A 26,154-nucleotide genomic window follows, 5' to 3' on the forward strand; every position below is an offset into this window, starting at 1 on the left:
TTGGGGGTGGGCCCTTCGACAGGAATCAGGTGATCACTTGTCCCAGGCTAGAGCATTGGGTGGCAGGTGCGGAGCCATGAAGGAGACTGCTGAGGGTCGTGCCGTCATGGACAAGTACCGTCTCGAGCGCAGGCTCGGAGGCGGCGGGATGGGTGATCTGTGGCTGGGCTTCGATATCAAGCTCAGGCGGCGGGTCGTCATCAAGTTCATCCGGAGCTTCGCGGCGACGGAGCCGGAGCTCATCGCCCGCTTCGAGCGCGAGGCCCGCGCGTCCGCGCGTGTCCGGAGCCCCTATGTCATCGAGACCTATGATTACGGCGTCGATCGCGGCTGCGCGTTCATCGTCATGGAGTACCTCGAGGGAGAGGACCTGAATCGCCGCCTCGAGCGCGAGGAGCGGATCCCGCTCGCGCAGGCGACGGCCTTGTTCACGCAGCTCGGCAAGGCCCTCGACGCGATCCACGCCGCGGGGGTGATCCACCGGGATCTGAAGCCGGGGAACATCTTTATCACCTCTTCGGCGGGCGACGATCTGCTCAAGGTGGTCGATTTCGGCGTCGCGAAGTCGTCCTGCTCGCGCGATCGGATCACGAAGACGGGCATGGTCCTCGGGACGCCCAGGTACATGAGCCCCGAGCAGACCATGGCGCCCAGGCAGGTCGATTACAGGAGCGATCTCTGGTCGATGGCGGTGATCCTCTACCGCGCGATCACCGGCCAGTGTCCCTTCGCGGGCGCCAACATCAATGAGCTGGTCAGGCACATCTGTCAGACGTCGTTCCCGAAGGCGTCCAAGCTCGCGCCGGAGCTCCCGCCCGGGATCGACGCGTTCTTCGCCCGGACGTTCGAGTTCGATCCGGAGGCGCGGTTCCAGTCGGGCAAGGAGATGATGGAAGCGTTCTCCGCGATCGTGCAGGTGCCGGCCTCCCTGCCGTCGTCGGAGTCGCTGCGCGCGATCCCCGTCCCGCCGCCGTCCGAGCGGAGCGCCATCGTGAAGCGGAGCGCGGTAGGCGCGGTCGCGGCCCCGCTTCGCAGCGCGATGGATGATGAGACGACCATGGCCGCCATGCTGGCGGCGCCGGCGAACGATCTCGGCAGCCCCACGGCGACGGACGCGGCCGTCGAGCCCGCCTCCGCCTCATGCGACCGGCACAGCGAGGTCGTGCTGGACAGCCGCGTCCTGCCGCCGCTCCGGGTCCCCTGGATGGTCGCCGTCGGCCTGCTCATCGCGGCCGCTTTCGTCGTTTGCCACAGCGTGGCTCAGGGCGCGCCGCGGTCGCTCGAGGCCGCGGAGAGCCCGGCGCCCGGAGGACCGTGATCTCGCGGGGCATCGCGACGCCGCCCTGGCGCTCGCATCGCCGGCCATCGCCAGGGCGCGGCGGCGCCTTTACCGCGCGCTGGTCGTGGGCGCCTCGGTGATGCCGGACGTCCACGTGAGCCTCGGGGCGCCCTCGTCGATCCAGCGGTCGCGCACACGGCGCGCGAGCTCGGGGTGCTGGGTCGACTTCACGGCCATCGCGGCCACGAGGCATGTCCCCGGCCACGACTCGTAGACGGCGATCGCGCCGACGTACTCGTCGCTCGCGAGCACCGAGTCGACGCTGCCCTGGAGGACCTTGAACACGAGCGGCCGCACCTCACCGTCGATCTCCTGCGTCGTGCGGATGATCTGCGCCTCTCCGAGCCGCACGCCATAACCGTCGGCGAGCGGCGCGTTCTTCGCCCAGAACTCGTCGAGGCAGCTGTCGGGGTCGCTCGGCCCCGTGGTGGTCGTGTAGACGACCGACAGGGCGGCGTAGTGCTCGTCGCCGTACCGGAAGGTCGCGCGCGTCGGGTAGGTCAAGATCCGCACCCTGCGCCAGCTCTTCCAGTCGACCAGGGGCACGTCGAGCGTGTTGAACCGGTCCTGCCGCCTCCCCCACGGCTCGGCCAGCAGCCGCTCCAGCGCGGCCCGCTCGGGGTCTGCCGCGTCGCCCCCCGGGTTCTCGCGAGTGACTGACGTCGGCGTCGGAGGCAACCCCGGCGGCCTCGTCGGGGGAGTGCTGCTGCAGGCGACGACCGCGAGGGACGCGAGGACCGGGACCACCTGCGCGGCCCTCCGGCGTGTGGACGAGCGCGCAGTCGACCTGGAGCAGGACATGAGCAACACGAGCCTCGGCGAGCGGCCTCATCGACGGCGGTCACGCGGGCGGATCCCGCGGCGCCGCTACAATCCGACCTCGCGCATCGCGATTTTATTCTTGTCGAAGACGCCCAGACCGAGCTCGCCCGCGATGCGAATGTACGAAGGTTCACGGCTCGCCTCTTTCAGCGTGGGCAACCCGTTCTCCTTGCGCCACGTCTCGACCACGCCCCAGCCGATCACGTCCATCGCGACCGGATCGGTCGTCGCGTAGACCGACTCGTGGAGGACGCGCCGCTTCGGGTTCTTGTCGAGCGGGCCCTGGTCGTAGATGAGCTTGAAGCCGTCCGTGATGTGCAGGCGGACACGGCTCTTCACGATGTCCTGCCCGTAGAGCTCCGCGATCTGCGGGCTCGCGGTGTGCTCGTGGAAGGAGTGCGGGTTGATGGTCGCGCCGTGGGTGATGTTCTTGAGGCAGCCGGTATAGCCGCAGATCGAGTGGTCCTTGATCAGCGAGACGTTGATCACCGCCGTCGCCTGGGTGAACGGGCGCACGAACTTGGTGGGGATGCCGCAGACCGAGATGCTCGACATCACCGCGTCCTTGTTCTCGTGAACCGCGGCGCGGATCCCGGCCGGGAACTCGGCCGCCGGCTTGGCGCTGCGGTCGGCGCAGCGGGTGCCGGCGAGGAAGGACGGGTACTGCTCGAAGATCTCCACGTTCTCCGCGGGGACGCCCGCCGCGATCACCCCGCGCACGATCTCGAGCACGAGCTCCTTGTTGGTGGCCATGGTCGCCCCCTTCTGGCCGGCGATCCCGTTGGTCTTGATCGCCACGCGATCGTCCTTGTGGACGAACCGCGCGAAGGCGGCCCCGAGGTCGGCCTTCCCGGTGAGCTCGGCCATCGCCCGCTCGAGCATCACCTTCGCCGCGGACGCGTCGGGCCAGAGGCCGTTCGGCTGCATCGAGTTCGACTTCGTGACCTTCACGATCTTCCCCGGAATGGAGAGCGGCGTGAAGCCGGGGGGCGGCGAGGCCGCGAGGCTCAGGGGCGCCTCCGCGAACGCCGCGCGCGGGCCGAGGAGCGCGGCGCCCGCGGCGCCAGCGACGAGCCCGCCGAGGAAGCCTCGGCGCGAGCGCCCCGCGGGGCCGGGATCAACGAAGCGACGGGGATCGTAGGGCATAAGACCTCGTGGTGAGCGCCTCGCGGCGGTGGTGGATGCCGCCGGTCGCGGGGCGCCCGGGGCGCTGATGGTAGCCGAGCTTCTCGCTCGAGACACGGCGCTCGGCCGCCCGGCGGCGAGGTCGACAGCGCCGCGCCGGCCGCGCCGCGCGCCTCCGCCATGGCGGCGCCAGGCCCCAGAGCGCCTCCCACCCGGGATTTGCTCGCGTTTCCAGGCAAGCGCGCGCCGGCACGCCGCTCGCTTGGCGGTGGCGGCGACGCCGAGGAGACGAACGCCGCTCGCGGGTGCGCGGAGGGCGACGTCCCTGGCACGAGACGGGAAGACCGGAAGGAGACGCGGCACGATGCAAGCGACATCGAAGGGGACAGGCTCGCCCGCCGGGCCGGCCGATGCAGTGCAGGACAACGAGGTGATTCGCCCGTGGCGAGAGCGGGCGCTGGCAGCGCTGAGGGACTCGGCCTGGACCGCGCTGGGCGGCAAGGTCGCGGCCTACATTGCGGGGTTCTTCGCGCTGGCGCTCGTGGGCTCCGGGCACGCGCTGAGCCTGCTCCCGACCCGCCCGGCAAACCCGGCGCGCCCGACAGACCCGACCGCAGAGCTGGCGATGGTCGCCGGCGATCCAGCGCCGCTCGGCTCCGCCGGAAGCCCGCCGCCCCAGGCCACCTCCGAGCCCGGCGCCGACGCGGGGGCAGCAGCGGTAGAGCCGCCGCCGCCCAGCGATGGCGGGACGGGCGCTCCCGCGGGCGGCGGCGTGACCGCAGACGGAAAGGTCGTGCTGAACCTCGCGACCGAGGCAGACCTCCGGCGCCTTCCCGGTGTCGGCCCGGCGAAGGCAGCCGCGATCCTGGCGCTGCGAGCCAAGCTCAAACGTTTCCGGAAGGTCGATGACCTGCTCCGGGTCAAGGGGCTGGGCCGGCGGTCGCTGAAGCGGCTGAGGCCGCTCGTACTCGTCGATCCGCCCTGACGCTGGACGCGAGCCGCAGCGCCAGCTCGCCTCCTCGGTCGAGCCACCCAGACAGGGAGTCTGCCAGGACCGGTAAACGCGCGGAGCACGAGATAGTGAGTCAAGGCGCGCTCGTTCTCTTCGGTATCCCCGCAACGAGATCGCGCGCGACTCCAGACATCGCGGACGCGGCGCGCGCCGACTCCCTGGGATCGGCGCGGTCTGGCGAGCTCTCGCGCGGATGCCCCCTTGCCCCCCCGGGGCGCTCGGGCACACTGCGCCGCGATGCACGTCCACTTCGTCGCCGTCGCGGGCACCGGCATGGGTGCGCTGGCGGGGCTCTTCAAGGCCGCAGGGCACGACGTCTCGGGCTCCGACGTCTCGTTCTACCCGCCCATGGGGCCGGCCCTCGAGCGGTGGGGCATCCGCCTCCTGACCGGGTTCGATCCCGCGCACCTCGACCCCCGGCCCGATCTCGTCGTGATCGGCAACGTCTGCCGCCCGACGAACCCCGAGGCCCGCGCCGCGATCGACGGAGGCATGCGGGTGACCACGATGGCGCACGCGCTCGCGGATCACATGCTCGCCGGCCGCTCCCCGCTCGTCGTGGCCGGCACGCACGGCAAGACGACGACGAGCTCGATGTGCGCGTGGATCCTTCACGAGGCGGGCAGGGACCCTGGCTTCCTCATCGGCGGCCTGCCGAAGAACTTCGAGGCGAGCTTCCGCCTGCCCCGGAGCGCCTCCTCGGCGAGCGACCGCCGCGGCCTGCCGCTCCTCGGCGAGGCGGGCGCCGGGCGCCGCAGGACGCCGTTCGTCGTCGAAGGCGACGAGTACGACACCGCCTTCTTCGAGAAGACGCCGAAGTTCTGGCACTACCAGCCCGAGGTGGGCGTCGTCACGTCGATGGAGCACGATCACATCGACATCTACCCCGACGCCGCGTCCTACGAGGCGGCGTTCCGCGGGTTCGTCGAGCGGATCCCCGAGACCGGGCTCGTCGTGGCGGCCGCGCACGATCCGCGGGTCGTCGAGCTGGTGTCGCGATCGGCGCGCGCAGAGGTCGCGTGGTTCGCGCTCGAGGGCGACGACACGCACGGGCGGCCGCCGCACTGGCTCGCCGCGCCCGCAGAGGCCGGCGAGAGCGGCCAGTCGTTCGATCTGTACGCCGGCGGCGTCCTGGCCGGGCGCTTTGCCCTGCAGATGCCGGGGCACCACAACGTGCGCAACGCCATCGCCGCGATCGCGGCGGCGGCGCAGGGCTTCGGCGTGCCGCTCTCGACCGCGACCACGGCGCTCGCCGGCTTCGCGGGCGTCCGGCGCCGGCAGGACCTCTTGTTCGAGGCGCGCGGGGTCCGCGTCTACGACGACTTCGCGCACCACCCGACCGCGGTGGAGGAGACGCTGCGCGCGCTCCGGTCCAGGCACCCGGGAGGCGCGCTGTGGGCGGTGTTCGAGCCGCGCAGCGCGACCGCGTGCCGCGCCCTCCACCAGGAGCCTTACGCGCGCGCGTTCGACGCGGCCGACCGCGTCGTGCTGGCGCCGCTCGGGCGCCCGGACATCGCCGCCGGCGAGCGGCTCGATCTCGACAGGCTGGTGCGCGACCTCGAGGGCGGGGGCAAGCGCGCGGAGGCGGCGGCCTCGGTGGACGCGATCGTCGCCGCCATCGCGCGCGACGCGCGGGAGGGCGACACGATCGCGCTCCTGTCCAACGGGGCGTTCGGCGGCATCTACGAGAAGCTCCGCGGCGCGCTGTCGGCGGGGGCGCGATGAGCGGGCGCGGATCAGCCGAGCTGCTCGAGCTCTCCGAGATCGCCCTGCGCGTCGCCGAGGAGGCGGCGGCGCTCGTCCAGGCCGGGTTCCGGGCAGGGCCGCGCGGCCTGCGCGTGGAGGAGAAGGGGCCGCACGATCTCGTGACCGAGTTCGACCGGGCGAGCGAGGACCTGCTCGTCGCGCGGCTCGACGCGCTCTCGCCCGGCGTCGCCGTCGTCGGCGAGGAGCAGAGCGCCGCGCGCCGCGCGGAGCCGCGCGGCGGGCTCGTCTGGTACGTCGATCCGCTCGATGGCACGACGAACTTCGTCCACGGCCATCCGTTCTGGTGCGTGTCCGTCGGCCTGATGGATGACGACGTGCCCGTCGCCGGCGCCGTCGTCGCGCCCGCGCTCGGGCTCCGCTGGACGGGCTTCCGGCCGCGCGGGGCCGCTCGCGCGCCGGTGGGCACGGCGGCGATCGACGGAGAGGCGCGCCGCAACGGCGAGCGATGCGCGGTCAGCGCCACGGCGTCGCTGGAGCGCGCGATGGTGGCGACCGGCTTCCCGCCGATCCGCGACCGGGCGCCGGACAACAATTTCGACGCCTTCATGACCGTCAAGCGCAACGCGCAGGCCGTGCGTCGTTGCGGCAGCGCGGCCATCGATCTCTGCATGGTCGCGGACGGAACCTACGATGCGTACTGGGAGCGCCGGCTGCACGCATGGGACGTCACCGCCGGAAGCGCGATCGTGCGCGGCGCGGGCGGCGTCATCACCGCGCTCGACGGCGGTCCGCCGAACTACCACACAGGCAACATCGTGGCGTCGAACGGCCTCGTCCATGCCCCCATCGTCGCGCTGTTCTCTCCCCCGGGCTCGCCGACCTGCTAGGCGCCGGCGCGCTCGGGGCCACCCGTACGGCATCAGGCGCTCGTCCATGACGCGTGCAGGACTCACGGGTGAATCGGGCGAGATCCTTGCGCGATTCATGCATGACCCGTGCGAGCGATGTGAACCGCCACCGGCGACCAGCGACCAGCGACCGACGACCGCGACCATCAAAACACGAGCAAAACATGAGAACGTGCGGAAGAGCTGTTGACGGAGCCGCCCAGTGAACTATCCTATGGTTGTTCCCTCTGCCGACTTCGTGAGGCGCTGGACGATTGAATCCCGAGTAAGCAAGAACCAGGGAGCCAGCAACGATACCGTGGTGAGCTAGGCCCGGAACCATTCACCGGGAAGCCTGAAGCGGTACTTAGGCTCCCACCTAGCAGCTATGCTAGGGGTTCAAGTCCTTCGGCCCACGTCCTCGGCGGTACGGAACATCTCTCCCCTGCGGGCCGTCCAAGCGGCCCGCAGTTTTTTGATGTCCTCGACATGCGCCCGGCGCACCGCGGCATCACCTGACGGCGGGGGTACCCCCCGCCTGGGCGCGGCGCTGCGGCGCTCGCGGCACCGGACAAGGCCAAGCACACCGCACAAGGAACGGGGAGCCCGCAGGGCGGCGCGGGCGGGGCACGCGGCGCACGGCCCGGCTTTTGTTTCCGTTCTCATCCCCCTTCCGGTAGCTTCGGGCCTGCGATGGATACGAGATCCCCTCGATCTGCAGGTGCGCAGCACGACGAGCAGCGCCCGCTCGTCGGCGCAGCGCGGTTTGGGTCGTCAAGCCACCTCGCGCGCCGCCTCCCCGGCAGCTCGCGCTTCGTCCGGCGCCTGGCCTTGACGCTCGCGATCCTCACCGTGCCCGGGGCTGCCCTGGCGGCGGTGACGATCAAGGGCCGGGCCACGGGCATGCCCAAGCTCCTGAACCCGGTCTGGAACGAGGCCAAGGACCCGAAGGCGAACCGGTACACGTTCCGCGAGCCGTCCCCGACCGTCCGCGCCGATGTCCGCGCGCTCTTCGGCTACGCGCCGAAGGAGCTGTGCATCGCAGCGCTCGGCGAGAAGGGCGCGCCGCTCAAGACGCCGCGCTCGATCGTCATCGCGGGCGGCCGCACCTCCCCGGTGACGATCGTCGTCGCCGAGGGCCAGCAGATCCAGTTCGAGAACCAGGACCCGTTCCCGCACAAGATCTACGACGTCGGCAACAAGGGGCTCCAGCCGGTCGAGATCGCCGCGGCCAAGACCCGCGCCTGGACACCGCCAGGCCCCGGCAAGTACGAGCTCCGCGACCAGCTCGCCCCGAGCGTCCGGTCGTGGATTGTCGTCGAGCCGAGGGCGGTGGCCGTCGCCTACCCGGATCGCCAGGGCAACTTCGCCATGGAGATCGAGGCCGGCACGTACACGCTGCAGGGCTACTTCAACGGCGAGCCGGTCGGGAAGGCCATCGAGGCGATCGTGAAGCCCGGGCCGGACGAGCAGTTCATCAAGGAGCCGGTCGTCGTGGGTGAGGCCGGCGGACCGAGCGCGGAGGCTGGAAAGTAGGCCATGCTGCTGTCGCGTTTCTGGTACGGGGTGCTCGCGCTCGCGCTCGGCGCCGCGGTCTTCGTCCTCTTCGTCGCCGCGCAGCTCTACAACCGCTCGAGCCACCGCGCGATGAGCGAGGCGCTCAGCGCCGACTCCAGCGCGGTCGAGTGGTTCCTCAACGACGACGCCCGGAAGCGCTCGAGCGCGCTCATCCGGGTCGCGCTGAACCCGGCCCTGCGGACCGCGCTCGCCAAGTCGTCGGCCGAGGCCAAGCCCGGCGCCGATCTGCGCGAGAAGGCCCGCACCGCGCTGCGCAGCGCGACCGCGGAGGTGCCCCCGGAGCTCAAGTTCGATCACGTGTGGGCCGTCGACGCGGCGGGGCGGGTGATGGCGTCGGTGGACTTCGAGCACCGCGAGGACTGGGAGCTCGGCGGCTACCCGCTGGTCGCCGACGCCCTCCACGGCTGGATCCGCGATGACGCGTGGGTCTGGAAGGGCCGCATCCTCCGCGTCGTGGCGCGCCCCGTCGAGCAGGACGTCAACGGCGAGCCGGTCGGCGCCGTGATCGGCGCCAAGATCATCGACGACACCTTCGCCCGCGCCGTCACGAAGCGCACCGGCGCCGCCGTCGGCTTCTACGCCGAGGGGGCGCGCGTCGCCTCCGGCGCGCCCGAGGGGTTCGACAAGGCGAACCTCGACCAGATCACGCAGGATCTGAAGCTGCTCGACGACAACAAGGACTACATCGAGAAGGGGCGCTCGGAGGTCCGCGTCATCGGCCAGCACCTCGGCGTTGTCTACGCGCGGCTGCCCGGCGAGGCGTGGGAGCTCGGCGCCGGCTACGCGGTCGGCCGCCTCGCGGCGTCGGTCGAGTCGCCGCTCAACTTCCTCGACAAGGCGAACAACGACGACAAGAGCGAGGTGCCCACGGCGCTGATCCTGGCCGGCGTCCTCGCCATGGCCGCGATCGGGCTGGTGCTCTCGTTCCTGGAGCACACGCGGCCGCTCCATGTCTTCCGCGGCGAGGCGGCGCGCTTCTCCAAGGGCGAGGTCGACGTGCTGGCGCCGAGCCGCTTCCGCGGCGCCTACCGGAAGATCGCGGCCGACATCAACGACGGCGTCGAGAAGGTGGCCGCGAAGGGCGGCGCGCCCCGAAAGGCCGCCGACCTCGAGCAGGTGCTCGGCCCGATCCCGACGCAGCCGGCGATGAGCGCGTTCTCGGTGCCGCTCGGCCCCGGCGAGCCGCGCCCAGACTCGCGCCCCTCGTACCCGAAGCCCATGGTGAGCCCGCGCGGCCCCACGCGGCGGCCCGGCTCGCACCCGCTCAGCGGCCCGCCGCCGGCCCGCGACTCCGTGGAGCCGGTCGAGGCGATCGAGGAGGTCTCGGACGCGGGGATGGCGATCTCCGCCCTCGAGCCCCCGGGCGCTCCCGGGCGCCCGCCGCCGCGGCGCCCGCCGCCGCCGCCGCCGCCCAGGGCGCCGGGCGCGCCCGCCGCGCCGAACCCGCTCCCCGAGCCGATGAGCGCGCCGGCCGCTCCGGCCGCGCAGCAGGACGGCGCGGGAGATCCGGACGAGCTCACCGAATGGAACGCCGTCTACGAGGAGTTCATGTCGGTCAAGCAGCAGTGCGGGGAGCCCACGAACGCGCTCACCTTCGAGAAGTTCAAGGGGACCCTGCAGCGCAACAAGGACGCGCTCGTGGCTCGCCACAACTGCTCGCGCGTTCGCTTCACGGTCTACGTGAAGGACGGCAAGGCGGCGCTCAAAGCGTCTCCGGTGAAGTGAGGCCGAGCGGCGGGGATCGCCGCGCGGCGGGGACGGGGGGGTCATGAGACGAGGATCTGCCGGCGCCGCGGGCGCCGCGTTCGCTGCGATGGTGGCCGGCGGCGCCGCGCGCGCGTCGTCGGGGCTCGACTCGCCCGACATCGGCGTGCTCCAGCTCGGCCGCGGCGGGGCGTGGGTCGCGCGGGCGGACGATCCGCTCGCCGCCTACTTCAACCCGGCGGGGCTCGCCGCGCAGCGGAGCGGCGCCCACGGCGGCGTCCACTTCATCCAGCTGGCCCAGTGCTTCACGAGGCTCGGCCCCGGCGGCCGCCCCGTCCCGCCGAGCGCCACGACGGCGATCCCGGCGCCCGGCAGCGACGGGGGCCCCGACCCCGAGGTGTGCGCCGAGGGCGGCCTGTTCCCGAACCCGCAGCTCGCGGCGACCCTGCGCCTGAGCGACGCGCTCGCCCTCGGCGTCGCGGTGCTCGGCCCGCACGGCGTCGGCGAGCGGGCATGGCCCGAGTCGCTCCGGTACACGCACCCGAGCTTCGGCGACATGACGCAGCCGTCGCCCCAGCGGTACCTGCTCACGTCGCTCGACGCCCTGATGTTGATGCCGACGCTCTCGGTCGGCTTCACCCCCGCGGAGGGGATCTCGCTCGGCGCCGGCTTCATCTGGGGCGCGGCGGCGATCGATTTCGTCAACTTCAGCGAAGCGCTCTCGGGCGAAGGGGGCGACGACTTCAAGGCGCACGGCGATCTGCGCACGCGCGCGGAGGCGACCGACCTCTTCATCCCTGGCTTCGTCCTCGGCGCGCGCTGGGCGGCGGCGGCTCACCTCGACCTGGGCGCATGGTTCAAGTGGCAGGACGCCGTGCGCGCGAAGACCGATCTCACCATCGAGTCTCGCTACTGGACGCCGGCAGGGGCGAAGGACGAGGCACCGTGCAGGGGCGAGGCGCCGGAGTGCAACGTCACCGAGGAGCAGGGCGCCGGCGATCTCACGATGCGGATCCCCATGGAGGCGAAGCTCGGGCTCCGGTACCACATGCCCCGCGCCGGCGCGCGGCGCGCGGCGGACGCACGCCGCGCCTCCGCCGCCGAGCCCCGCGTCCGCGACCCGCTGGCGGATGACCTCTTCGACGTGGAGCTCGACTTCACCTGGGCGAACAACAGCGCGGTCGACGCGATCGAGGTCCGGTTCCGCGAGGGCATCCCCGTGCGCGGCACGAGCGTGGGCACGGTGCCGCCCAACGCCGACGTCCCGCACCGCTGGCGAGACGTCCTGGGAGTCAGGCTCGGCGGCGATTTCGTCGTGCTCCCGAGCCTCCTCGCGCTGCGCGCCGGCGGCTTCTTCGAGAACAAGGGGCAGGACGACGCCGATCTGAACCTCGACTTCCACCTCGGTTACCGGATCGGCGTCGGGGCCGGCGTGACCGCGCGAGTCGGCCCGGTCGACATTTCAGCCGCGTTTCAGCACACGTCCTTCGGTGCGCTGGACAACGGCGGGAACGGGCGCCTCAAGGCCGTATCCGGCGCTGCGCTCAGCGGCTACCGCAGCATCCAGAACGTCAACGGCGGCCGCTTCGAGAGCAGCCTGGACGAGTTCGGTCTGAGCGGAACCATGCGCTTCTGAGCGGGCGGCTGCTCGGGCGTGGCTCCGACGTGCTCCGACGTGCCTCCGACGTGGTGCAGCGGAGCGCAGGACGCGCGGAGCCGCGGCGCAGCGGAGGCGCGCCGGACCGCCGGGGCGGTCGACGCGGAAGGCGGTCGCGCCTATAAGATGCCTCCACCATGAGTGAATCGAACGTCCGCAACCTGGTCATCATCGGCTCCGGCCCCGCCGGGCTCACCGCCGCCATCTACGCGGCGCGCGCCAACCTGAAGCCGCTCCTCATCGAGGGCTTCAGCGCCGGCGGCCTGATCCCGGGGGGCCAGCTCATGTTCACGACCGACGTCGAGAACTACCCCGGCTTCCCCGAGAAGATCACCGGCCAGGAGCTGATGCAGCGCTTTCGCGATCAGGCCGCCCATCAGGGTACGGAGATCGTGACGGCGGACGTGACCAAGGTCGAGCTGACGGGCCACCCCTTCAAGGTGTGGGTGGAGGACACGCTCTACCTGGCGAAGGCGGTGGTGATCGCGACGGGCGCGCGCGCCAACTACCTCGGCCTCGAGAGCGAGGACAAGCTCAAGAACAAGGGCGTCAGCGCCTGCGCCGTCTGCGACGGCGCCCTCTTCCGCGGCCAGGACGTCGTGGTCGTCGGCGGCGGCGACACGGCGATGGAGGAGGCCACCTACCTGTCCGGCCTCTGCAGCAGCGTCACGCTGGTGCACCGCCGCGACGAGTTCCGGGCGTCGAAGGCGATGATCCAGCGCGTGGTCGAGAACCCGAAGATCAAGATCCTCTACAGCCACGTGGTTGAGGAGGTGCTCGACGTGAAGGCCGACATGGTGACGGGCGTCCGCGTGAAGAGCACGAAGACGGGCGACAGCCACCTCGTGCCGGCGGCGGCGATGTTCGTCGCGATCGGCCACACGCCGATGACCGATCTCTTCGTCGGGCAGCTCGATACGCACCCGAACGGCTACCTGAAGACGGTGCCGGGCTCGACGCGCACCAACATCCCGGGCGTCTTCGCCGCGGGCGACGTGCAGGACTGGAACTACCGCCAGGCCGTCACGGCCGCTGGCACGGGCTGCATGGCGGCCCTCGACGCGGAGCGCTGGCTCGCGCAGCAGGGCGGCCACTGAGAGGACGACCATGGTCGAAGCGCTGCGCGAAGAGCTCGCCGATCTGACCGCCTCGCTCCGGGCGTTCCTCGAATGGCACGCAACGACCGGCGCGGACGGAATGCCGGGCCACCCCGCAGCGCTCCACGAGGCGCTGGGCGCGACTTCTTCGGACGGCGCTACGCCGGCGCCTCGGCGGCCGGAGCGCGGCTTCTCCGGGCAGGATGCGCCCTCGCCGCAGGTGGCGCGAGGGGGCAGCGGCGCGGCGTTCTCGCCGCCGCCGCCGCGCGGTGGCGCCGCGGGCGCCCCGCTGCCGCATCCGGAGCAGCGCGGAGCCGCCGCGGGCGCCTCCCTGCCGCATCCGGAGCAGCGCGGTGGCGCTGCGCAGCCGGAGCAGCGCGGCGGCTTCGAGTCGCAGGGGGCGTGGTCGCCGACGCAGGCGCAGCGGGGTCCCGAGCCGTCGCCCCGGCCTGCCGTGAGCGCCGCACCGGCACCTCGCGCGGATACGGCTGCACGCGCGAGCGCGACGCTGCCGGACACGAAGGAGGAGCGCGCGGCGCGCCTCTCGCTCATCGCGGAGGAGGTCCGCACCTGCCAGAAGTGTCCGCTCCACGAGGGCCGTACCCACACGGTGTTCTCGCGCGGCGACCCGAGCTCCGCGGTCGTGTTCGTCGGCGAGGGGCCAGGGGCGGAAGAGGACCAGCAGGGGCAGCCGTTCGTCGGCGCGGCAGGGCAGCTGCTCGACAAGATGATCGCGGCGATGGGGTACCACCGCGACGAGGTCTACATCTGCAACATCGTGAAGTGCCGGCCGCCGAAGAACCGGAAGCCAGAGCCGGCCGAGATGGCGGCCTGCAGCCCGTACCTCACGGCTCAGCTCGCGCTGATCAAGCCGAAGGTGATCGTGGCGCTCGGCGCCACCGCGGTGCAGGGGCTGATCGGCACGAGCGAGGGGATCACGAAGCTCCGCGGCACGTGGAAGCTCTACAAGGGCTCGATCCCGATCATGCCCACGTTCCACCCGGCCTACCTGCTGCGCCAGCCGAGCGCGAAGCGAGAGGTCTGGAGCGACCTGAAAGAGGTGATGCGCCACCTCGGCAAGAGCGCGCCGGACAGAGGCTGAGGTGGCCGCGTGCGCTTCCGGGCGCGGGCAGCCAGCGACGCAGGTGCCCGCCGCCGTCCGCGCGGGCGCCGAGCCGCACGCGCTCGCCGCTGTCGGCGCAGGCGTCGAGCCGCACGCGCCCGGCGAATCGAGCCCGGCCGAGCGGCCCTCGCTGCTGTCGATCGTGCGCTGCGCGCTGGTCCTCCTCGGCGCCCTGCCCTGGAGCCTCCCCCTCGCGCGGAGCCACGCGCCGCTCGGAGAGCTCGGCGCAGCGCTCGATCGTGTCTTTGCGCCGATGTGCCACCGGATGCCCGAGCGATCCCTCGCGCTCGACGGCGTCGTCATGCCGCTCTGCAGTCGCTGCGCTGGCATCTTCGCCGGGATCGCGGCGGGCGCCGCGATCGCGCGCCCTCGCCTGGCGATGGCGGCGTGGCGCCCGATCCTCATCGCCCTCGCCGCGCTGATGGCGGTCGACGTGGCGACCCAGGACCTCGGGCTGCGCCCCGTCTGGCATGCGAGCCGCCTCGCCACGGGCGTGGCCTTCGGTTATGCCGCGGCCGCGGCGTTCCTCACGCAGATCGCTCGCCGCCCGCTCTGAGCGCTACTTGCGGCCGCCCATGGCCCTGCACTCGTGGACGGGGCCCTTCGTGGCGTTGCGAACGCAATCGCTGTACGCGGCGAGGCCGTCCTTCCACTTGCCCGTGTCCTGGAGCGCCGAGCCCAGGTAGAGATAGGGCAGCGCGTCGCTCGGATCGGCCGCAATGGCCGCACGGGATGCCTCGATCGCGTCCTTGTACCTGCCGCGGTTGAGGAAGCTCAGCGCCTCCTTCTTCAGCTTGCCCGCGTCCTCAGCGCTGGCCGCCGGCTCCGCGGCCTTCTCTGCCTCGGCCTTCTCCGCCGCAGCCTTCTCTGCCTCGGCCTTCTCCGCCGCAGCCTTCTCTGCCTCGGCCTTCTCTGCCTCGGCCTTCTCTGCTGCGGCCTTCTCCGCTGCGGCCTTCTCTGCCTCGGCCTCCGCCTTCACCGGATCGGGAACGGCGCCGGCCCCTTTTGCAGAGGACTCCGTCAGCGCCGACTCGGTTTGCGCAGGCGTCTTCGCCCGTGCCGGAGAGGGAGCGCCCGCCGCAGCCAGGAGCTTCGTCTCGACGGGCGCTGGCTTCGGAGCCGGCGCGGCCATCGCGACCGGCGCAGGTGAGGACGGCTTGCTCGAGAACACCGCCTTGGCGACGACCGCAACGGAGATCACCCCGGCGAGCCCCGCGACCGCCGCGACGATCCGACGAAGGCGCGCCCGCCGGGCGAGGGTCTCGGGCGACAGCTGATGAACCACGACGAGCCGCTCGTCAGCGTGATCGTCGGGGCCGCTGGCCACCTCGGCGAGCGGCGGGAACGACTCTTCCTCCTCGCGCCGAAAGAACGCCGCCGTGGGCGAGGAAGGGTCGATCAGATCGAGCGCATCCTCGTCGGACGCCAGCTCATCGGGCGGGGACGCAAGGGCACCCGGCTGGCTCAGGGCGCCGGCTTGCGGAGCCATGATCAACGGGTCGTGCTCCAGCGCCTTGTCAGGGTCCGCGTCGTCCCTGTCGCCTCGAACGGCGCGCTGCGCGGCGAGCGCCTCGGACGCCGGCGCGAGCGCGGCGACCGGTGCAGCCGCGACCACCGGTGCAGACGCGACCACCGGTGCAGCCGCAACGACCGGTGCAGCCGCAACGACCGGTGCAGCCGCAACGACCGGCGCAGCCGCGGCCACCGGCGCAGCCGCAACGACCGGTGCAGCCGCGGCCACCTCCACGACGATCGGTGCGGCGGCCACCTCCGCGACGATCGGTGCGGTGGGCGCCTCGAGAGCCGGCGACACAGCGGGAGCATCGTCCGCGGCGCTGGCTGCCAGCGCAGGAGCGGCGGAACACTCAGCTACCTCGGCGACGACGTCCGAGCCGCTCGCGACCGGCCTCGCGGAGTCCCCGGTCGCGACGGCCGGCCCCTCAGGCGCCGCCGACACCCGCGGCTGGGAGGCCCGGGGACGGAGACTTCGGCCCCTGTTCGCGCGGGCCGATCCAAGAAGTCGCTTCGACATGTCCGAACCATCCTCCCGTGATTGTCACGCCCCCGATGGCGCAGGGGACCGGCGACTCGCCCTATTCATGATCCAGGCCGACCCCAACGGCGAGCGCTCGCCCGCGCATTTCCGTGCCTTCGCAGCACCATCGCCTGTGCCGGATCGTGCCGCGGTCACCCCAGCCAACCCCACCCGCGCTCGAACGCGCACACACGCGATCTCGCGCCACCGCGTTCGACAGCCCCTCCGCAAAAATGCGCACCGAGCGCACCCACTGCCCGCTGCGGCCGGTGCGCCCCGAAGGCACGGCGATCCAGGCGATGGAGCCCCCCGGCGCCGCACACGTCAGCCTCCACCGAGCTGCACCGGCCGCCCCGCGACCGGGGCAGCGCGGAGCAGGACGAGCGTGTCGAGCTTCTTCTTCGCGTCGGAAGCCATGACCGTGCCCGCCAGGTTGTGCGCCATCTCCCAGGGCACCTCGTCGTCCGCCGAGAAGAAGGCCACCGTCGCGCTGCACGCGGCGATGTCCTTCGTGAGCTGCTCGCCGGTGTTCGACAGATCCGGGCCGGCGAGCCCCTTGCGCTGCTTCTTGCCCATGCCGCCGCCGAACGGCCAGATCGCCGTCGCGAGGTCCTTCAGCACCATCGTGCTGACGGCGCAGGAGGGCGGCTTCGACGCGCGCCCCTCGGGGACCACCGTGATCTCCTTCGGGAGGTCGTCTCGACCGTCGGTCTTGATGACGACCTTCGGCGCGCCGGCCGCGCCGAGCTCGGTCACGACCGCGGCGACGGCGCTCGGCTTCGCCCTCTTGTCGGCCAGCAGCGTCACGGGCTTGCCCTCGATCGGCAGCTCGCGGATCGCCTTCGTCAGCTTCTCGGGCCCCTCCTTCTGCGCCAGATCCACGCGCTGGCCGCCGATGTAGGGGCCCATGGAGTCGACGAGCAGCTCGGGCATGCCCTTCGGCTTCGGCGGCGCGACGGGCGCCTCGACGCTCGGGGCTACCGTGGCGGCCGCGCCAGGCTCGGAGGGCTTCGGCGCGCTCTCGCACGCCGCCGCGGCCAGGAGCAGGCCGGCGGCGAGCGCGAGGCGCGGCGAGGCGCTGACAAGGAGGCAGGAAGCTCTCATGGCGCGGCAGTGTAACCAACCGGCCTGGCTCCGCGCACCTCCGCTGTGCGAGAGTTCGCGCGATGGCTTCTCCGCTCGTCGAACGGCTCGCGCAGCTCGGCTCGTCCGCCCGAACCGCCGTCGAGGACGAGCGGGGGCAGACCACCTTCGCGGCGCTCCTGGAGCGAGCCCTCCGCGTCCGCGGCGCGCTGCTCGCCGGCGGCTCGCGGCGCGGCGCGGGTGAGGCCGAGAGCCCGAGCTCCCTCGAGGGGGAGCGCATCCTGCTCCTCGTGTCGCCCGGCGCGGCGTGGGTCTCGGCCTTCCTCGGCACCCTCCTCGCCGGGGGGATCGTGCTGCCGCTGTCGGCGCTCTACCCGCCGGCAGAGCTCGAGTGGCTCGCGAGCGACGCCGGCGTGCGGCGGATCATCGCCGACGGCGACCTCGCCGCCGTCGCCGCCCCGATCGCGCAGGGCCGCGCCGTGCTCCGCGTGGAGGATCTCGAGCGCGCCGCACCCGGGCGAGACGCGGCGATCTCCGACATCGCCGCGGACGATCCGGCGCTCCTGCTCTACACGAGCGGCACGACCGGCAAGCCGAAGGGGGCGCTGCTCACGCACCGCAACCTGGCCGTGCAGGCGGAGCTCCTGCGCGCGGCCTGGGGCTTCTCGGATCACGACCTCTTGCTGCACGCGCTGCCGCTGCACCACCTCCACGGCGTCGTCATCGCGCTCATGACGTCGCTGCTCGCGGGCAGCGCGACCAGGATGCTGCCGCGCTTCGACGCCCAGCGCGTCGCCGCCGAGATCGCGGGCCGCTCGGTGACGTCGTTCATGGCGGTGCCGACCATGTACCAGCGGCTGTTCGAGCACGTCGACCGGGGCGGCGCGCCCGGCTTCGCCGCGGGGGCGCAGGCCCTGCGGCTCGCGACGAGCGGCTCCGCGGCGCTGCCGGTGACGCTCGCCGAGCGCTGGCGCGACCTCACCGGCACGATCCCGCTCGAGCGCTTCGGGATGACCGAGATCGGCGTCGGCATGAGCAACCCGCTCGAACCAGGCGCGCGGCGGGCAGGCTGGGTCGGCTTCCCGCTGCCGACCGTCGAGGCCCGCATCACGGACGACGCGGGCAACGCGTGGGCGCCGGGTGAACAACCGCCGGGTGAACAACCGCCGGGGGAACGGCCGCCGGGCGACCCGCCAGCGCCGCGCGACGCCGCGGTCGCGCGAGGCGAGCTCTGGATCCGCGGGCCCAGCGTCTTCAAGGGATACCTCGGGCGCGAGGACGCCACCGCCGCGACCTTCCAGGACGGCTGGTTCCGCACCGGCGACGTCGCCGAGCGCTCCAGTGACGGGCGCTTCCGGCTCCTCGGGCGGACCTCGGTCGATATCCTCAAGAGCGGCGGATACAAGCTGTCCGCCCTCGAGATCGAAGAGGCCCTGCGGGAGCACGGGGCGATCGCCGAGGTCGCGGTGATCGGCGTCCCTGACGAGGCGTGGGGAGACCGCGTCGTCGCGGTCGTCGTCGCCGCGCCCGGGCGAGAGGCGGAGTGCGCCACCGGACCGCTCCGCGCCTGGGCGAAGGAGCGCCTCGCGCCCTACAAGGTCCCACGCGAGTCGATCGTCGTGCGGGCACTGCCGCGCAACGCGATGGGCAAGGTCGTCAAACCAGAGCTGGTGAAGACCATCGCAGCGGGCATTGCCGTGGAGGAGCGCGGCCCTCTCGCGCGGTAGACGCGCGAGACGCGCGGTCGTCGCGGCTTGACCGACGCGCTCGGCTCCGGCCTACTCGACGCCAATGCAGCCTGCCAGCCCCATGGTCCAAGCCCAAGCCGCGTACGGCGGCCTCGCGGTTCAACCGTTCTCGCACCCCACGTACACGATCAAGCGGCCTTTCTGGTCGCTGCTCGGCCGCAAGTTCCACGTCTATGCGCCCGACGGCTCCCTCGTCTGCTTCGTCAAGCACCCGCTGCTCAAGCTGCGTGAGGAGTTCACCCTCTTCGCGGACGAGTCGGAGTCGCAGCCGCTGCTCACGATCCGCTCGCGGCAGGTCATCGCCCTCAACCGGTGCCTCGACGTCCTCGACGCGCGCACCGGCGAGCGCGTCGGCACCATCCGCTCGCGCGGGCTCAAATCGATCGTCCGCGACACCTGGGACATCCTCGACCCCGCGGATCAGCCGGTCGGGCTGATGCAGGAGGACGGCGCCGCGCTGCTCCGCCGCATGTTCCCGCTCCTCATCGGGAAGTGGCACATCGAGCTCCATCAGCAGGAGGTCGCGAAGGTGAAGCAGGTGTTCCGGTGGTTCGTGAAGGAGTTCACGCTCGACCTGTCGATGAACCAGGGGCGAATCGACGCCCGGTTCGCCATCGCCTGCTCCCTGCTCGCCCTCATGGCCGAGACCGCGCGCGAGTCCCGCTAGGCCCCCACCCGAGACCCGCCGCGGCCTCGCGAGCGGCCCGCGGCCGGCGCGGCCTTCGGACGCACGCGTATTCGCTCGCTCGCCGAAACTTGGCCCATTTCCGCGAGCTCTGCGAGGGTCCGGCGCGATGCGCCTCGATCCTGTCTCCCGCCTCGACTCCGCCTCCGAGGAGGGCCGACCGACGTCCCCCCCTGCGCCCCCGTGCGGCACGGCCCGCTTCGCCCCGAGCGGGCAGGGCGCCGACTCCGAGCGCGAGCTCAGGTCGCAGCGCTTCCTCTGGGCGAGCGCGCCGGCGGCGCCCGACGGGCAGCTCCGCGCGACGATCGAGGAGGCCGTCGAGCTCGCGCTGGCCCTGCGCGGCGCGCTGCCGCCGCGGGTCCAGGAAGGCGCGCCGGTCGAGGTGGCGATCGCCGACCAGATCTTCCGGGCCAGGGCGCTCGGCGCCGCGGGCCTCGCCGTCGCCCTTCCGCGCCTCGCGGGCGGGCGCTCAGCCTCGCCGCGCGCGCTCCACCCGGACGACAGCGCGACGCTCCTCGCCTGGCTCGGCGCGGCGCGCGAGGCGCCCGTCGCCCTCGTCTTCGACGCGGACGACAGGTCCGCGCAGGTGCTCGCGCCGGTGCCCCTCGCGGACCTCGTCGAGAGGAGCACGCGCGGCGGGTACGGCGCCGTCTCCTCCATGTCCCCGCGCGGGCAGGCGCGGAGCCTCGCGGCGCGCGGGGAGGACCGCCCCGTCGGGCCGGCGCAGCCGAGCGCCGGAGCGAGAGCCCCGATCGAGGCGCTCCCGGCGGGGCCGACAGCCGTGGACGAGGCGCTCCAGGCCGGACCGACAGCCCCGGACGAGGCGCTCGAGGCCAGGCCGACGGCCCCCGAAGCGCACGGAGCGCCAGCGTCGCCCGCCTCCGCCGAAGGGCGGACGGACGGGCGGCTGCGCGGCGTGCTGCCCCCCCGCTCCTCGAGGATCCGCCGCGCGGACGCGCCGGCGGCAGTCGCCGGGAGAAGCGCCGTCGCGGCGCGGGCGCCGGGCGCGAGCACGCCGCCGGCCACGGACGAGACGGCCGCGATGGCGCCCGCCAGCGCCGAGCCGGCCGCGCCGGCCGCCGAGCCGGGGGCGCAGCACGAGGAGCGCGGCGCAGCGATGACGCTCAGGCCGCCGCGAGGGGCGTACGAGGCCGCGCCGAGCGCGCCAAACGCGCCGAGCGCGCCGAACGCGCCACACGCCGACGGAGCCCAGGCGGACGCCGACGCGCCCCCGCAGGCGCGGCGGGAGCGGAAGGCGCCGCGCGACCGGATCCTCAGCGCGGCGGAGTGGCGCGCGCTCGCCGTCGAGCTCGACAACGCCCGCGGCCCGAAGCCGGTCCGGGTCATCGAGCAGCTGTTCGCGACCCACTACACGCCGCTGCTCGGCGCGACGCTCGCCGGCGAGACGGACGCTGCCGTGCGCGGCGTGGTCGACAGCTGGAGGACCAGCTTCGAGCACAGCTACCGGGAGGCGTTCTCGGCGCTGCGCGTGACCGGCAAGCGGCCGCCCATGGTGTTCGACGCCCCGGACATCGCCGCCCGCATCGCCCGGCTCAACGGGGCGCGCGGGGTGAAGCTCCTGCTCGTGGACGCGATGCGCTTCGATCTCGGCGAGCGGGTCGCCGCGCACCTGAAGGAGATCCTGGTGGATCGGGCCATCCTGGTGGAGCGCTCGCTCCTCTGGGCGGCGCTGCCGCCGACGACGACGGCGCAGATCTCGCTGCTCGCCCGAGGGCCGGACGGGCTCCGCGAGACGATGCCCCCGAGCGAGGCGGAGCCCGCCATCGCCCGCGGGCGCGCGGTGGCGACGCTGCGGCGCGAGCGGGTCGGATCGCGCGAGCTGATGAAGCTCGACCTCGTGGAGGCGCGCCTGCGCGCCGCGGGGCCGCCTTTCGCCGAGCGGATCGAGGCCATCGCGGAGGAGGTCGCCGACGTGATCGCGCGGTTCATGGCCAGCCTGCCGCCGCGGACGCTGCTGCTCGTGTTCGGCGACCACGGGTTCCGCATGGCACCGATGGGAGACGGCAGCGTGACCGGCCCGGCGTCGCAGGGCGGAGGCTCGCCCGAAGAGGTGCTCGTCCCGGCGCAGGCGTGGCTCGTCGGCGGCGTGCACTGAGCGGCCCTGGACTCGACAGGGGCGCGCTGGCGTTCCCGGACGGCGCTCCCCAGTTCCTGGACGCCCACCGGCCCCCTTCCCGGAGGGCACGGCCGTGTCATGACGCCCAGGAGGGCTACAGGGAGGGAGCTGCGCCGGCCGAGAGAAACGCGGTGAGCGTCGGGAGGACGAGCGCCGGCTCCTCCAGGTGGGGCGCGTGCCCGAGCGGCACCATGTGCAGCGTGGCGCGGGGGATCGCCGCGGCCGCGGCGATGCCGATCGGCGCCGGGAACACGTCGTCGCGCTCGCCCCAGAGCACCAGCGTCTCCACGTCGATCTCGCCGAGCCGCGGGAGGCGATGGGGAACGGCGCCGAGGGCGGGAAACAGCGCGTTGAACGCGGCGACGGGCGCGACCCGGCCGTCGGGCACGGCGTAAAACTCGCCGTGCAAGGCGGCCAGACGCTCGCCGAGCGGGGTGGGCCGCGGCGGACGGAGGCGGCGGAAGAGCGCGGGGCCGAGCACCCGCGCCAGGCGCTCCGGCGGGGCACGGAAATAGGCGCGGCTCCACGCCGTCATGACGGGACCGACCCCCATCGCGCCGATGAGCACGAGCTTCCGCGGGCGCGCGCGCTTGCGGAGCGCGATCTCCGCCGCGACCAGCGCGCCGAGGGAGTGGCCGACGAGGGCGGCGTCGCCGAGATCCAGCTCGAGGAGGAGCTCCTCCACGGGATCGGCGAAGAAGCGGAGGCCTTCCTCGAAGCCCCCGCCCTCGAAGGGCGGAGACGACGCGTGGCCGAAGCCGGGAAGATCCACCGCGACGACGCGGTGGCGCCGCGCGAGCTCGGGGAGCAGCGGGAACCACGTCGTCGCGGCGTTCCCGCGGCCGTGCAGGAGGACCACCGGCGAGCCGCCGCCGCCCTCCAGGTAGCGGAGCGTCGAGCTCAGCGCGGCGCGGCGGTGCACAGCGAACGGCGGCGCGCCCGCGGCGAGCTCCGCAAGGATCGCGCTCTCCACCGGGCCCAGGCGGGAGACGACGGCGTGGACGTTCGTCACAGGCGCATTCCGTAGCGCGATCGAAACGGCGCGGGAATGCCGCAGCCCAGGAGCAGCCCAGAACCAGAAGAACCAGCGGGAGAGGGCCGCCGCCGCGCCCCTCCTTCAGTCCCTGCCGTGCCCGGGGCCGAGGATGAGCTGCATCTTGGCCACGGGGTCGAAGCCCTCCACGTGCGGCGGGTGGTGGCACTGCGTGACGCAGCTCTGGGGCGGGGGCGAGAGCACGATGAGCCCCTTCTTCTCGGGATCCTTCGCGTGAAGCGAGCCGGGGCCGTGGCACTCCTCGCACTGCACGTTCTGCAGCGACGCGTTGTGCGTCACCGTGGAGCCGCCCGGCTTGCCGTACCCGGTCACGTGACAGCTCACGCAGTCCAGGTTGAACTCCTTGAAATCCTGCTGCAGCGTGGCGTAGGCCCGCGCGTGCGCGGTGCCGTCGAAGACCTTGCGCTCCTCGTCGTGGCAGTTCGTGCAGGCGTCGATGCCGATGTAGCTCGCCTCGCCCTTCGCCGGCTTCTCGGGGACGCGATCCGCGAAGGCCTGCTTGTTGTGGTCGTTGACCCGCTTGTAATAGGCGAGGAGCTGCCCGGCGACGTCCTTGTCGGCCCCGAGCTTCTCGCGCACCTCGACCGAGCTGTAGCGGAAGAAGCTGCCGGTCACCTTCGTCTCCGCCGCCTCGAGCTGCGCCTTCTCGGCCCGGAGCTTCTCGAGATCCGCCTTCCGCGCCTCGACGTCCTTCGCCGCCACCCGCTTGTCGCCCTCCCAGCCGTTGAGGCGGATCTCGAGCTCCCGGATGCGCTCCGACAGGCTGATGAGCTCCCCGGCCTTCGCGACGCCGCCCGCGTCGGCGAACACGAGCGGGCCGCTGCCGCCGCCTCGAACGAAGAGATCCACGAGCGCCACCGACTGGAGGTGGTTCGGCGTCTCCACGACAAGCGTCGACCCGATGATCTCCGGCGGCTTCGGGCCGTCGTTGCCGTCGCCGCGCTCGCTCGGCTTGCCGAGCACCAGCACGTGCAGCTCCGGCACGTTGTCAGCGAGCCGCAGCGCCTCGCCCCTGGGCAGCGCCGCGAGCCCAACGAAGACGCTCGCGCCCTGCTTCTTCGCCTCCTCGACGCCGGCCTTCATCGCGTCGATCGCCGGGCCGGCCTTGACGCCGTCGGGGTAGGCGCCGGCGCGGCCCTTCGGGTCGCTCACGCCGATGAGGCCCACCTTCACGCCGGAGACGTCGCGCACGACGACGCCCTGGACGCCCTTCGCGCCCTCGATGTTCTTGCCGAGCAGCGCCGCCCCGGACTGCTCCTGGTACTTGCCGAGCGCCTCCGCGCCGAGCGCCCAGTCGTTCTCGCCAGGCGCCCACGCGGTCAGCCCGATCTCCTTCGCCGCCAGCGCCATCGCCTCGGCCTTCCACGCGTCCTGCGAGGAGCGCTCCGGCTTCACCTCGGGGTCCGTGAAGAGCATCGGCCCGGCGCCGACCACGAGCCGATCGGGGGCCTCGCCGCGCTGGGCCTCGATCAAGGCGGCGAGGTGGTCGATGCCTCCCAGCTGATCCTTCGTGCAGCCGCACGGCTCCAGCGCGCCGGCGACGGTGCTGAGCACGTAGAGCCGCACCGTCGGCTTGTTCGCGTTCGCGTTCGCGTCCACGTCCGCGTCCGCGCTCACGGCGGCCGTCGCGGGGAGCTTGCACCCCTGACAGGCCGAAGCGAAGGCCGCCGCGGAGATCGCGACGAAGGGGATCAAGAGCGCGTATCCGCGACGCACTCCGTGAAGAAGCGAGCGCTTCATGCTCGCGCTATAGCACAGGGGCCCGGGCGCACCGCCGGGGCCGCGCCGAGAGGGCGGGGGCGCGATCAGAAGCTCGACGGCGCGAAGGGCAGGACCGTCTTCAGGTCCGAGTCGTTGAACCGGAGCTGCAGGCCGATAAAGTAATCCCGGCGATCGCCGTTCAGGATGTCGTCCATCCCGCCGAGCAGCCACAGCTTCCGGATGAACTCGTACGCGAGCGCGACGCGCCAGCGCGGCGACAGCTCCTCGCCGAAGCCGAAGAGGTCCTGGCGGAGCTCGAACCGATCGTCGAGCAGGTGGAGATCGAGGCCGAGGCCGCCCGTCGACTCCTTGATGCCGAACCGGCCCGTGAAGGGCCCGAGCCGCTTCGCGAACTGGAACGAGAACCGGAAGGCGTTCGTCGTGATCGTGCGGACCTCGCGGTAGTGCGCGGGCTCGTTCGGGTTGGTCGTGTCGACGTCGATCTGCTGGAAGTCCGTCTTGCCGCGCGGGTCGTTCACCAGCTCGACGACGTAGTACTTGTCCTCCGTCGGCTGGAGCCTGAGCTCGACGTAGCTCTTGATGGTGTTCGCGAGGAAGTTGTAGTCGGTCCGCAGCCCGACCACGGTCTGGAACCGGCTGAGCCCGCCGACGAGCTCGCCGACGTTCTCGACGACCGTCTCGACCTCGTTGATCAGCGTCTCGTCCCGGGTGATGCGGCCGAGCGTCCCCTCCCCGCGGTCGACGCGGGCGGCGACGCTGTCGACGTGCTTCAGCGCCGACTCGAGGCTCTCGGTCGCGCGGCCCACGCGCTCCGCGGCGCTCCGGAGCTCCCCGGGCTGCCCGTTCCGGCCGGGCACCTCGGCCGCGGCCGTCATCGTGCGGATGTCGCGGCTCACCTGCTCGACGTTGCGCAGGATCTCCCGCAGGCGCGGGCCCGAGTCGCCCGTGATCTGGTTGATGTTGTTGATGGTCTCCGTGACGCCCGCGCGGTTCTCGCGCACGGTCGCGTTCATCTGCTCGGTGACCTCGGCGAGGTTGTCGAGGATCTGCGCGAGCCGCTCCTGCCCGCCCTCGGACCCGACGGTGTTCCTCAGCGTCTCGGTGACGGCCTTGACGTCCTTCAGGATCTCGGAGACCTGCCCCTGCATCGACTGGATCGTCGGCTCGTCGATGTAATAGAGGACCCTCCCCTCGTCGGGGATGCGCGGCTTGCCCTCGGTGCCGGGCGAGAGCACGACGAACGACTCGCCGATGAGGCTCGTCGCGCGCTTGCCGATGGCCGCGTCCTCGTAGAGCGGGACGTCGGGGCTCATCTTGATGTCGATGCGCGCCTGGCCGTTGTAGAGCGAGATCTTGTCGACGACGCCGACCTGGATGCCCGAGATCATCACCCGCGACTGCGGCGACACGCCGATCGCGTCGGGCAGCGTGGCCCAGACGCGGTAGCCGTTCCCGCCGCCGACGTCGCGCGAGACGAAGCGGTACCCGCCGTAGGCCGCGCCCGCGAGCACGATCGTCATCACGCCGACCTTCGCGGCCTTGGAGACCTCAGCCATGCTGCGCGACGGCCACGGTAGCACGAGCCGCCCGCGGGACCGCGCGGCTTTCGCGGCGACTCAGGTGAACGAGCGCCGGGGCG

Annotated in this window: 20 protein-coding genes and 1 other RNA gene; 14 read left to right on the plus strand and 7 right to left on the minus strand. The window is 72.7% G+C overall.

The window, feature by feature from the left end:
* Positions 1–76 precede the first annotated feature (76 nt).
* Positions 77–1,318: a serine/threonine-protein kinase gene (locus tag WMF46_RS40930; protein WP_437982180.1), complete on the plus strand. Its 1,242-nt coding sequence runs from the start codon at positions 77–79 to the stop codon at positions 1,316–1,318.
* Between the two features lie 69 nt (positions 1,319–1,387).
* Here WMF46_RS40930 and WMF46_RS40935 read toward each other — a convergent pair whose 3' ends face one another.
* Together WMF46_RS40935 and WMF46_RS40940 are read right to left on the minus strand one after the other, a co-directional pair.
* Positions 1,388–2,140 carry a hypothetical protein gene (locus tag WMF46_RS40935; RefSeq protein WP_437982181.1) on the minus strand — a complete coding sequence of 251 codons (753 nt, stop codon included), beginning with the start codon at positions 2,138–2,140 and terminating at the stop codon, positions 1,388–1,390.
* A gap of 66 nt (positions 2,141–2,206) precedes the next feature.
* Positions 2,207–3,307, minus strand: a complete 1,101-nt coding sequence (locus WMF46_RS40940; protein ID WP_437982182.1) for a DUF362 domain-containing protein — start codon at positions 3,305–3,307, stop codon at positions 2,207–2,209.
* Positions 3,308–3,650: 343 nt separating this feature from the next.
* Between WMF46_RS40940 and WMF46_RS40945 the strand changes: the two genes are divergently transcribed.
* The 10 genes from WMF46_RS40945 (at position 3,651) to WMF46_RS40990 (ending at position 14,607) form a co-directional block, all read left to right on the plus strand.
* Positions 3,651–4,271 carry a helix-hairpin-helix domain-containing protein gene (locus tag WMF46_RS40945; RefSeq protein WP_437982183.1) on the plus strand — a complete coding sequence of 207 codons (621 nt, stop codon included), beginning with the start codon at positions 3,651–3,653 and terminating at the stop codon, positions 4,269–4,271.
* A gap of 264 nt (positions 4,272–4,535) precedes the next feature.
* A complete protein-coding gene (locus WMF46_RS40950; protein WP_437982184.1) occupies positions 4,536–6,023 on the plus strand; it encodes a UDP-N-acetylmuramate--L-alanine ligase in 1,488 nt (495 codons plus the stop codon).
* Positions 6,020–6,892, plus strand: a complete 873-nt coding sequence (locus WMF46_RS40955) for an inositol monophosphatase family protein (protein WP_437982185.1) — start codon at positions 6,020–6,022, stop codon at positions 6,890–6,892. The genes WMF46_RS40950 and WMF46_RS40955 overlap by 4 nt, the downstream gene beginning before the upstream one ends.
* Positions 6,893–7,134: 242 nt before the next feature.
* Positions 7,135–7,327: non-coding RNA, 6S RNA (ssrS, locus tag WMF46_RS40960), on the plus strand.
* Between the two features lie 258 nt (positions 7,328–7,585).
* Positions 7,586–8,428 (plus strand): hypothetical protein, encoded by an 843-nt coding sequence (locus tag WMF46_RS40965; protein WP_437982186.1) that lies wholly within the window; start codon positions 7,586–7,588, stop codon positions 8,426–8,428.
* Positions 8,429–8,431: 3 nt separating this feature from the next.
* Entirely contained in the window at positions 8,432–10,195 is a 1,764-nt protein-coding gene (locus WMF46_RS40970) for an MXAN_5187 family protein (protein ID WP_437982187.1), read from the plus strand.
* 43 nt (positions 10,196–10,238) lie between these two features.
* Complete coding sequence (locus WMF46_RS40975) at positions 10,239–11,810, plus strand: OmpP1/FadL family transporter (RefSeq protein WP_437982188.1); 1,572 nt, start codon at positions 10,239–10,241, stop codon at positions 11,808–11,810.
* Between the two features lie 158 nt (positions 11,811–11,968).
* Complete coding sequence (gene trxB / locus WMF46_RS40980; RefSeq protein ID WP_437545928.1) at positions 11,969–12,928, plus strand: thioredoxin-disulfide reductase; 960 nt, start codon at positions 11,969–11,971, stop codon at positions 12,926–12,928.
* 10 nt (positions 12,929–12,938) lie between these two features.
* On the plus strand, positions 12,939–14,030 hold the full coding sequence (locus tag WMF46_RS40985) for a uracil-DNA glycosylase family protein (RefSeq protein WP_437982189.1): 1,092 nt from the start codon (positions 12,939–12,941) through the stop codon (positions 14,028–14,030).
* 1 nt (position 14,031) lies between these two features.
* Entirely contained in the window at positions 14,032–14,607 is a 576-nt protein-coding gene (locus tag WMF46_RS40990) for a DUF2085 domain-containing protein (RefSeq protein ID WP_437982190.1), read from the plus strand.
* A 3-nt stretch (positions 14,608–14,610) separates the two neighbouring features.
* Here WMF46_RS40990 and WMF46_RS40995 read toward each other — a convergent pair whose 3' ends face one another.
* Together WMF46_RS40995 and WMF46_RS41000 are read right to left on the minus strand one after the other, a co-directional pair.
* Positions 14,611–15,864: a hypothetical protein gene (locus WMF46_RS40995; RefSeq protein ID WP_437982191.1), complete on the minus strand. Its 1,254-nt coding sequence runs from the start codon at positions 15,862–15,864 to the stop codon at positions 14,611–14,613.
* Between the two features lie 546 nt (positions 15,865–16,410).
* Positions 16,411–17,190 carry an ExbD/TolR family protein gene (locus WMF46_RS41000; protein WP_437982192.1) on the minus strand — a complete coding sequence of 260 codons (780 nt, stop codon included), beginning with the start codon at positions 17,188–17,190 and terminating at the stop codon, positions 16,411–16,413.
* A 62-nt stretch (positions 17,191–17,252) separates the two neighbouring features.
* On the opposite strand from WMF46_RS41000, the gene WMF46_RS41005 reads away from it, so the two are divergent.
* From WMF46_RS41005 to WMF46_RS41015, 3 genes are all read left to right on the plus strand, one after another.
* Positions 17,253–18,896 (plus strand): AMP-binding protein, encoded by a 1,644-nt coding sequence (locus WMF46_RS41005; protein WP_437982193.1) that lies wholly within the window; start codon positions 17,253–17,255, stop codon positions 18,894–18,896.
* An 82-nt stretch (positions 18,897–18,978) separates the two neighbouring features.
* A complete protein-coding gene (locus tag WMF46_RS41010; RefSeq protein ID WP_437295507.1) occupies positions 18,979–19,584 on the plus strand; it encodes a hypothetical protein in 606 nt (201 codons plus the stop codon).
* Between the two features lie 127 nt (positions 19,585–19,711).
* The gene (locus WMF46_RS41015; protein ID WP_437982194.1) at positions 19,712–21,718 is read left to right on the plus strand and encodes a hypothetical protein; all 2,007 of its coding nucleotides are present in this window, start codon (positions 19,712–19,714) and stop codon (positions 21,716–21,718) included.
* Between the two features lie 115 nt (positions 21,719–21,833).
* Here the strand turns inward: WMF46_RS41015 and WMF46_RS41020 are convergent, their stop codons facing one another.
* The 3 genes from WMF46_RS41020 to WMF46_RS41030 all read right to left on the minus strand — a co-directional run bounded on the left by WMF46_RS41020 (position 21,834) and on the right by WMF46_RS41030 (position 26,071).
* On the minus strand, positions 21,834–22,751 hold the full coding sequence (locus WMF46_RS41020) for an alpha/beta fold hydrolase (protein ID WP_437982195.1): 918 nt from the start codon (positions 22,749–22,751) through the stop codon (positions 21,834–21,836).
* 105 nt (positions 22,752–22,856) lie between these two features.
* Positions 22,857–24,488, minus strand: coding sequence for a multiheme c-type cytochrome (locus WMF46_RS41025; protein WP_437982196.1), 1,632 nt, complete (start codon positions 24,486–24,488; stop codon positions 22,857–22,859).
* A 110-nt stretch (positions 24,489–24,598) separates the two neighbouring features.
* Positions 24,599–26,071, minus strand: coding sequence for an MlaD family protein (locus tag WMF46_RS41030; protein ID WP_437982197.1), 1,473 nt, complete (start codon positions 26,069–26,071; stop codon positions 24,599–24,601).
* Positions 26,072–26,154 lie beyond the last annotated feature (83 nt).

It is taken from the genome of Sorangium sp. So ce117 (assembly GCF_051524395.1).
GTDB classification, from domain to species: Bacteria; Myxococcota_A; Polyangia; order Polyangiales; family Polyangiaceae; genus Sorangium; species Sorangium cellulosum_B.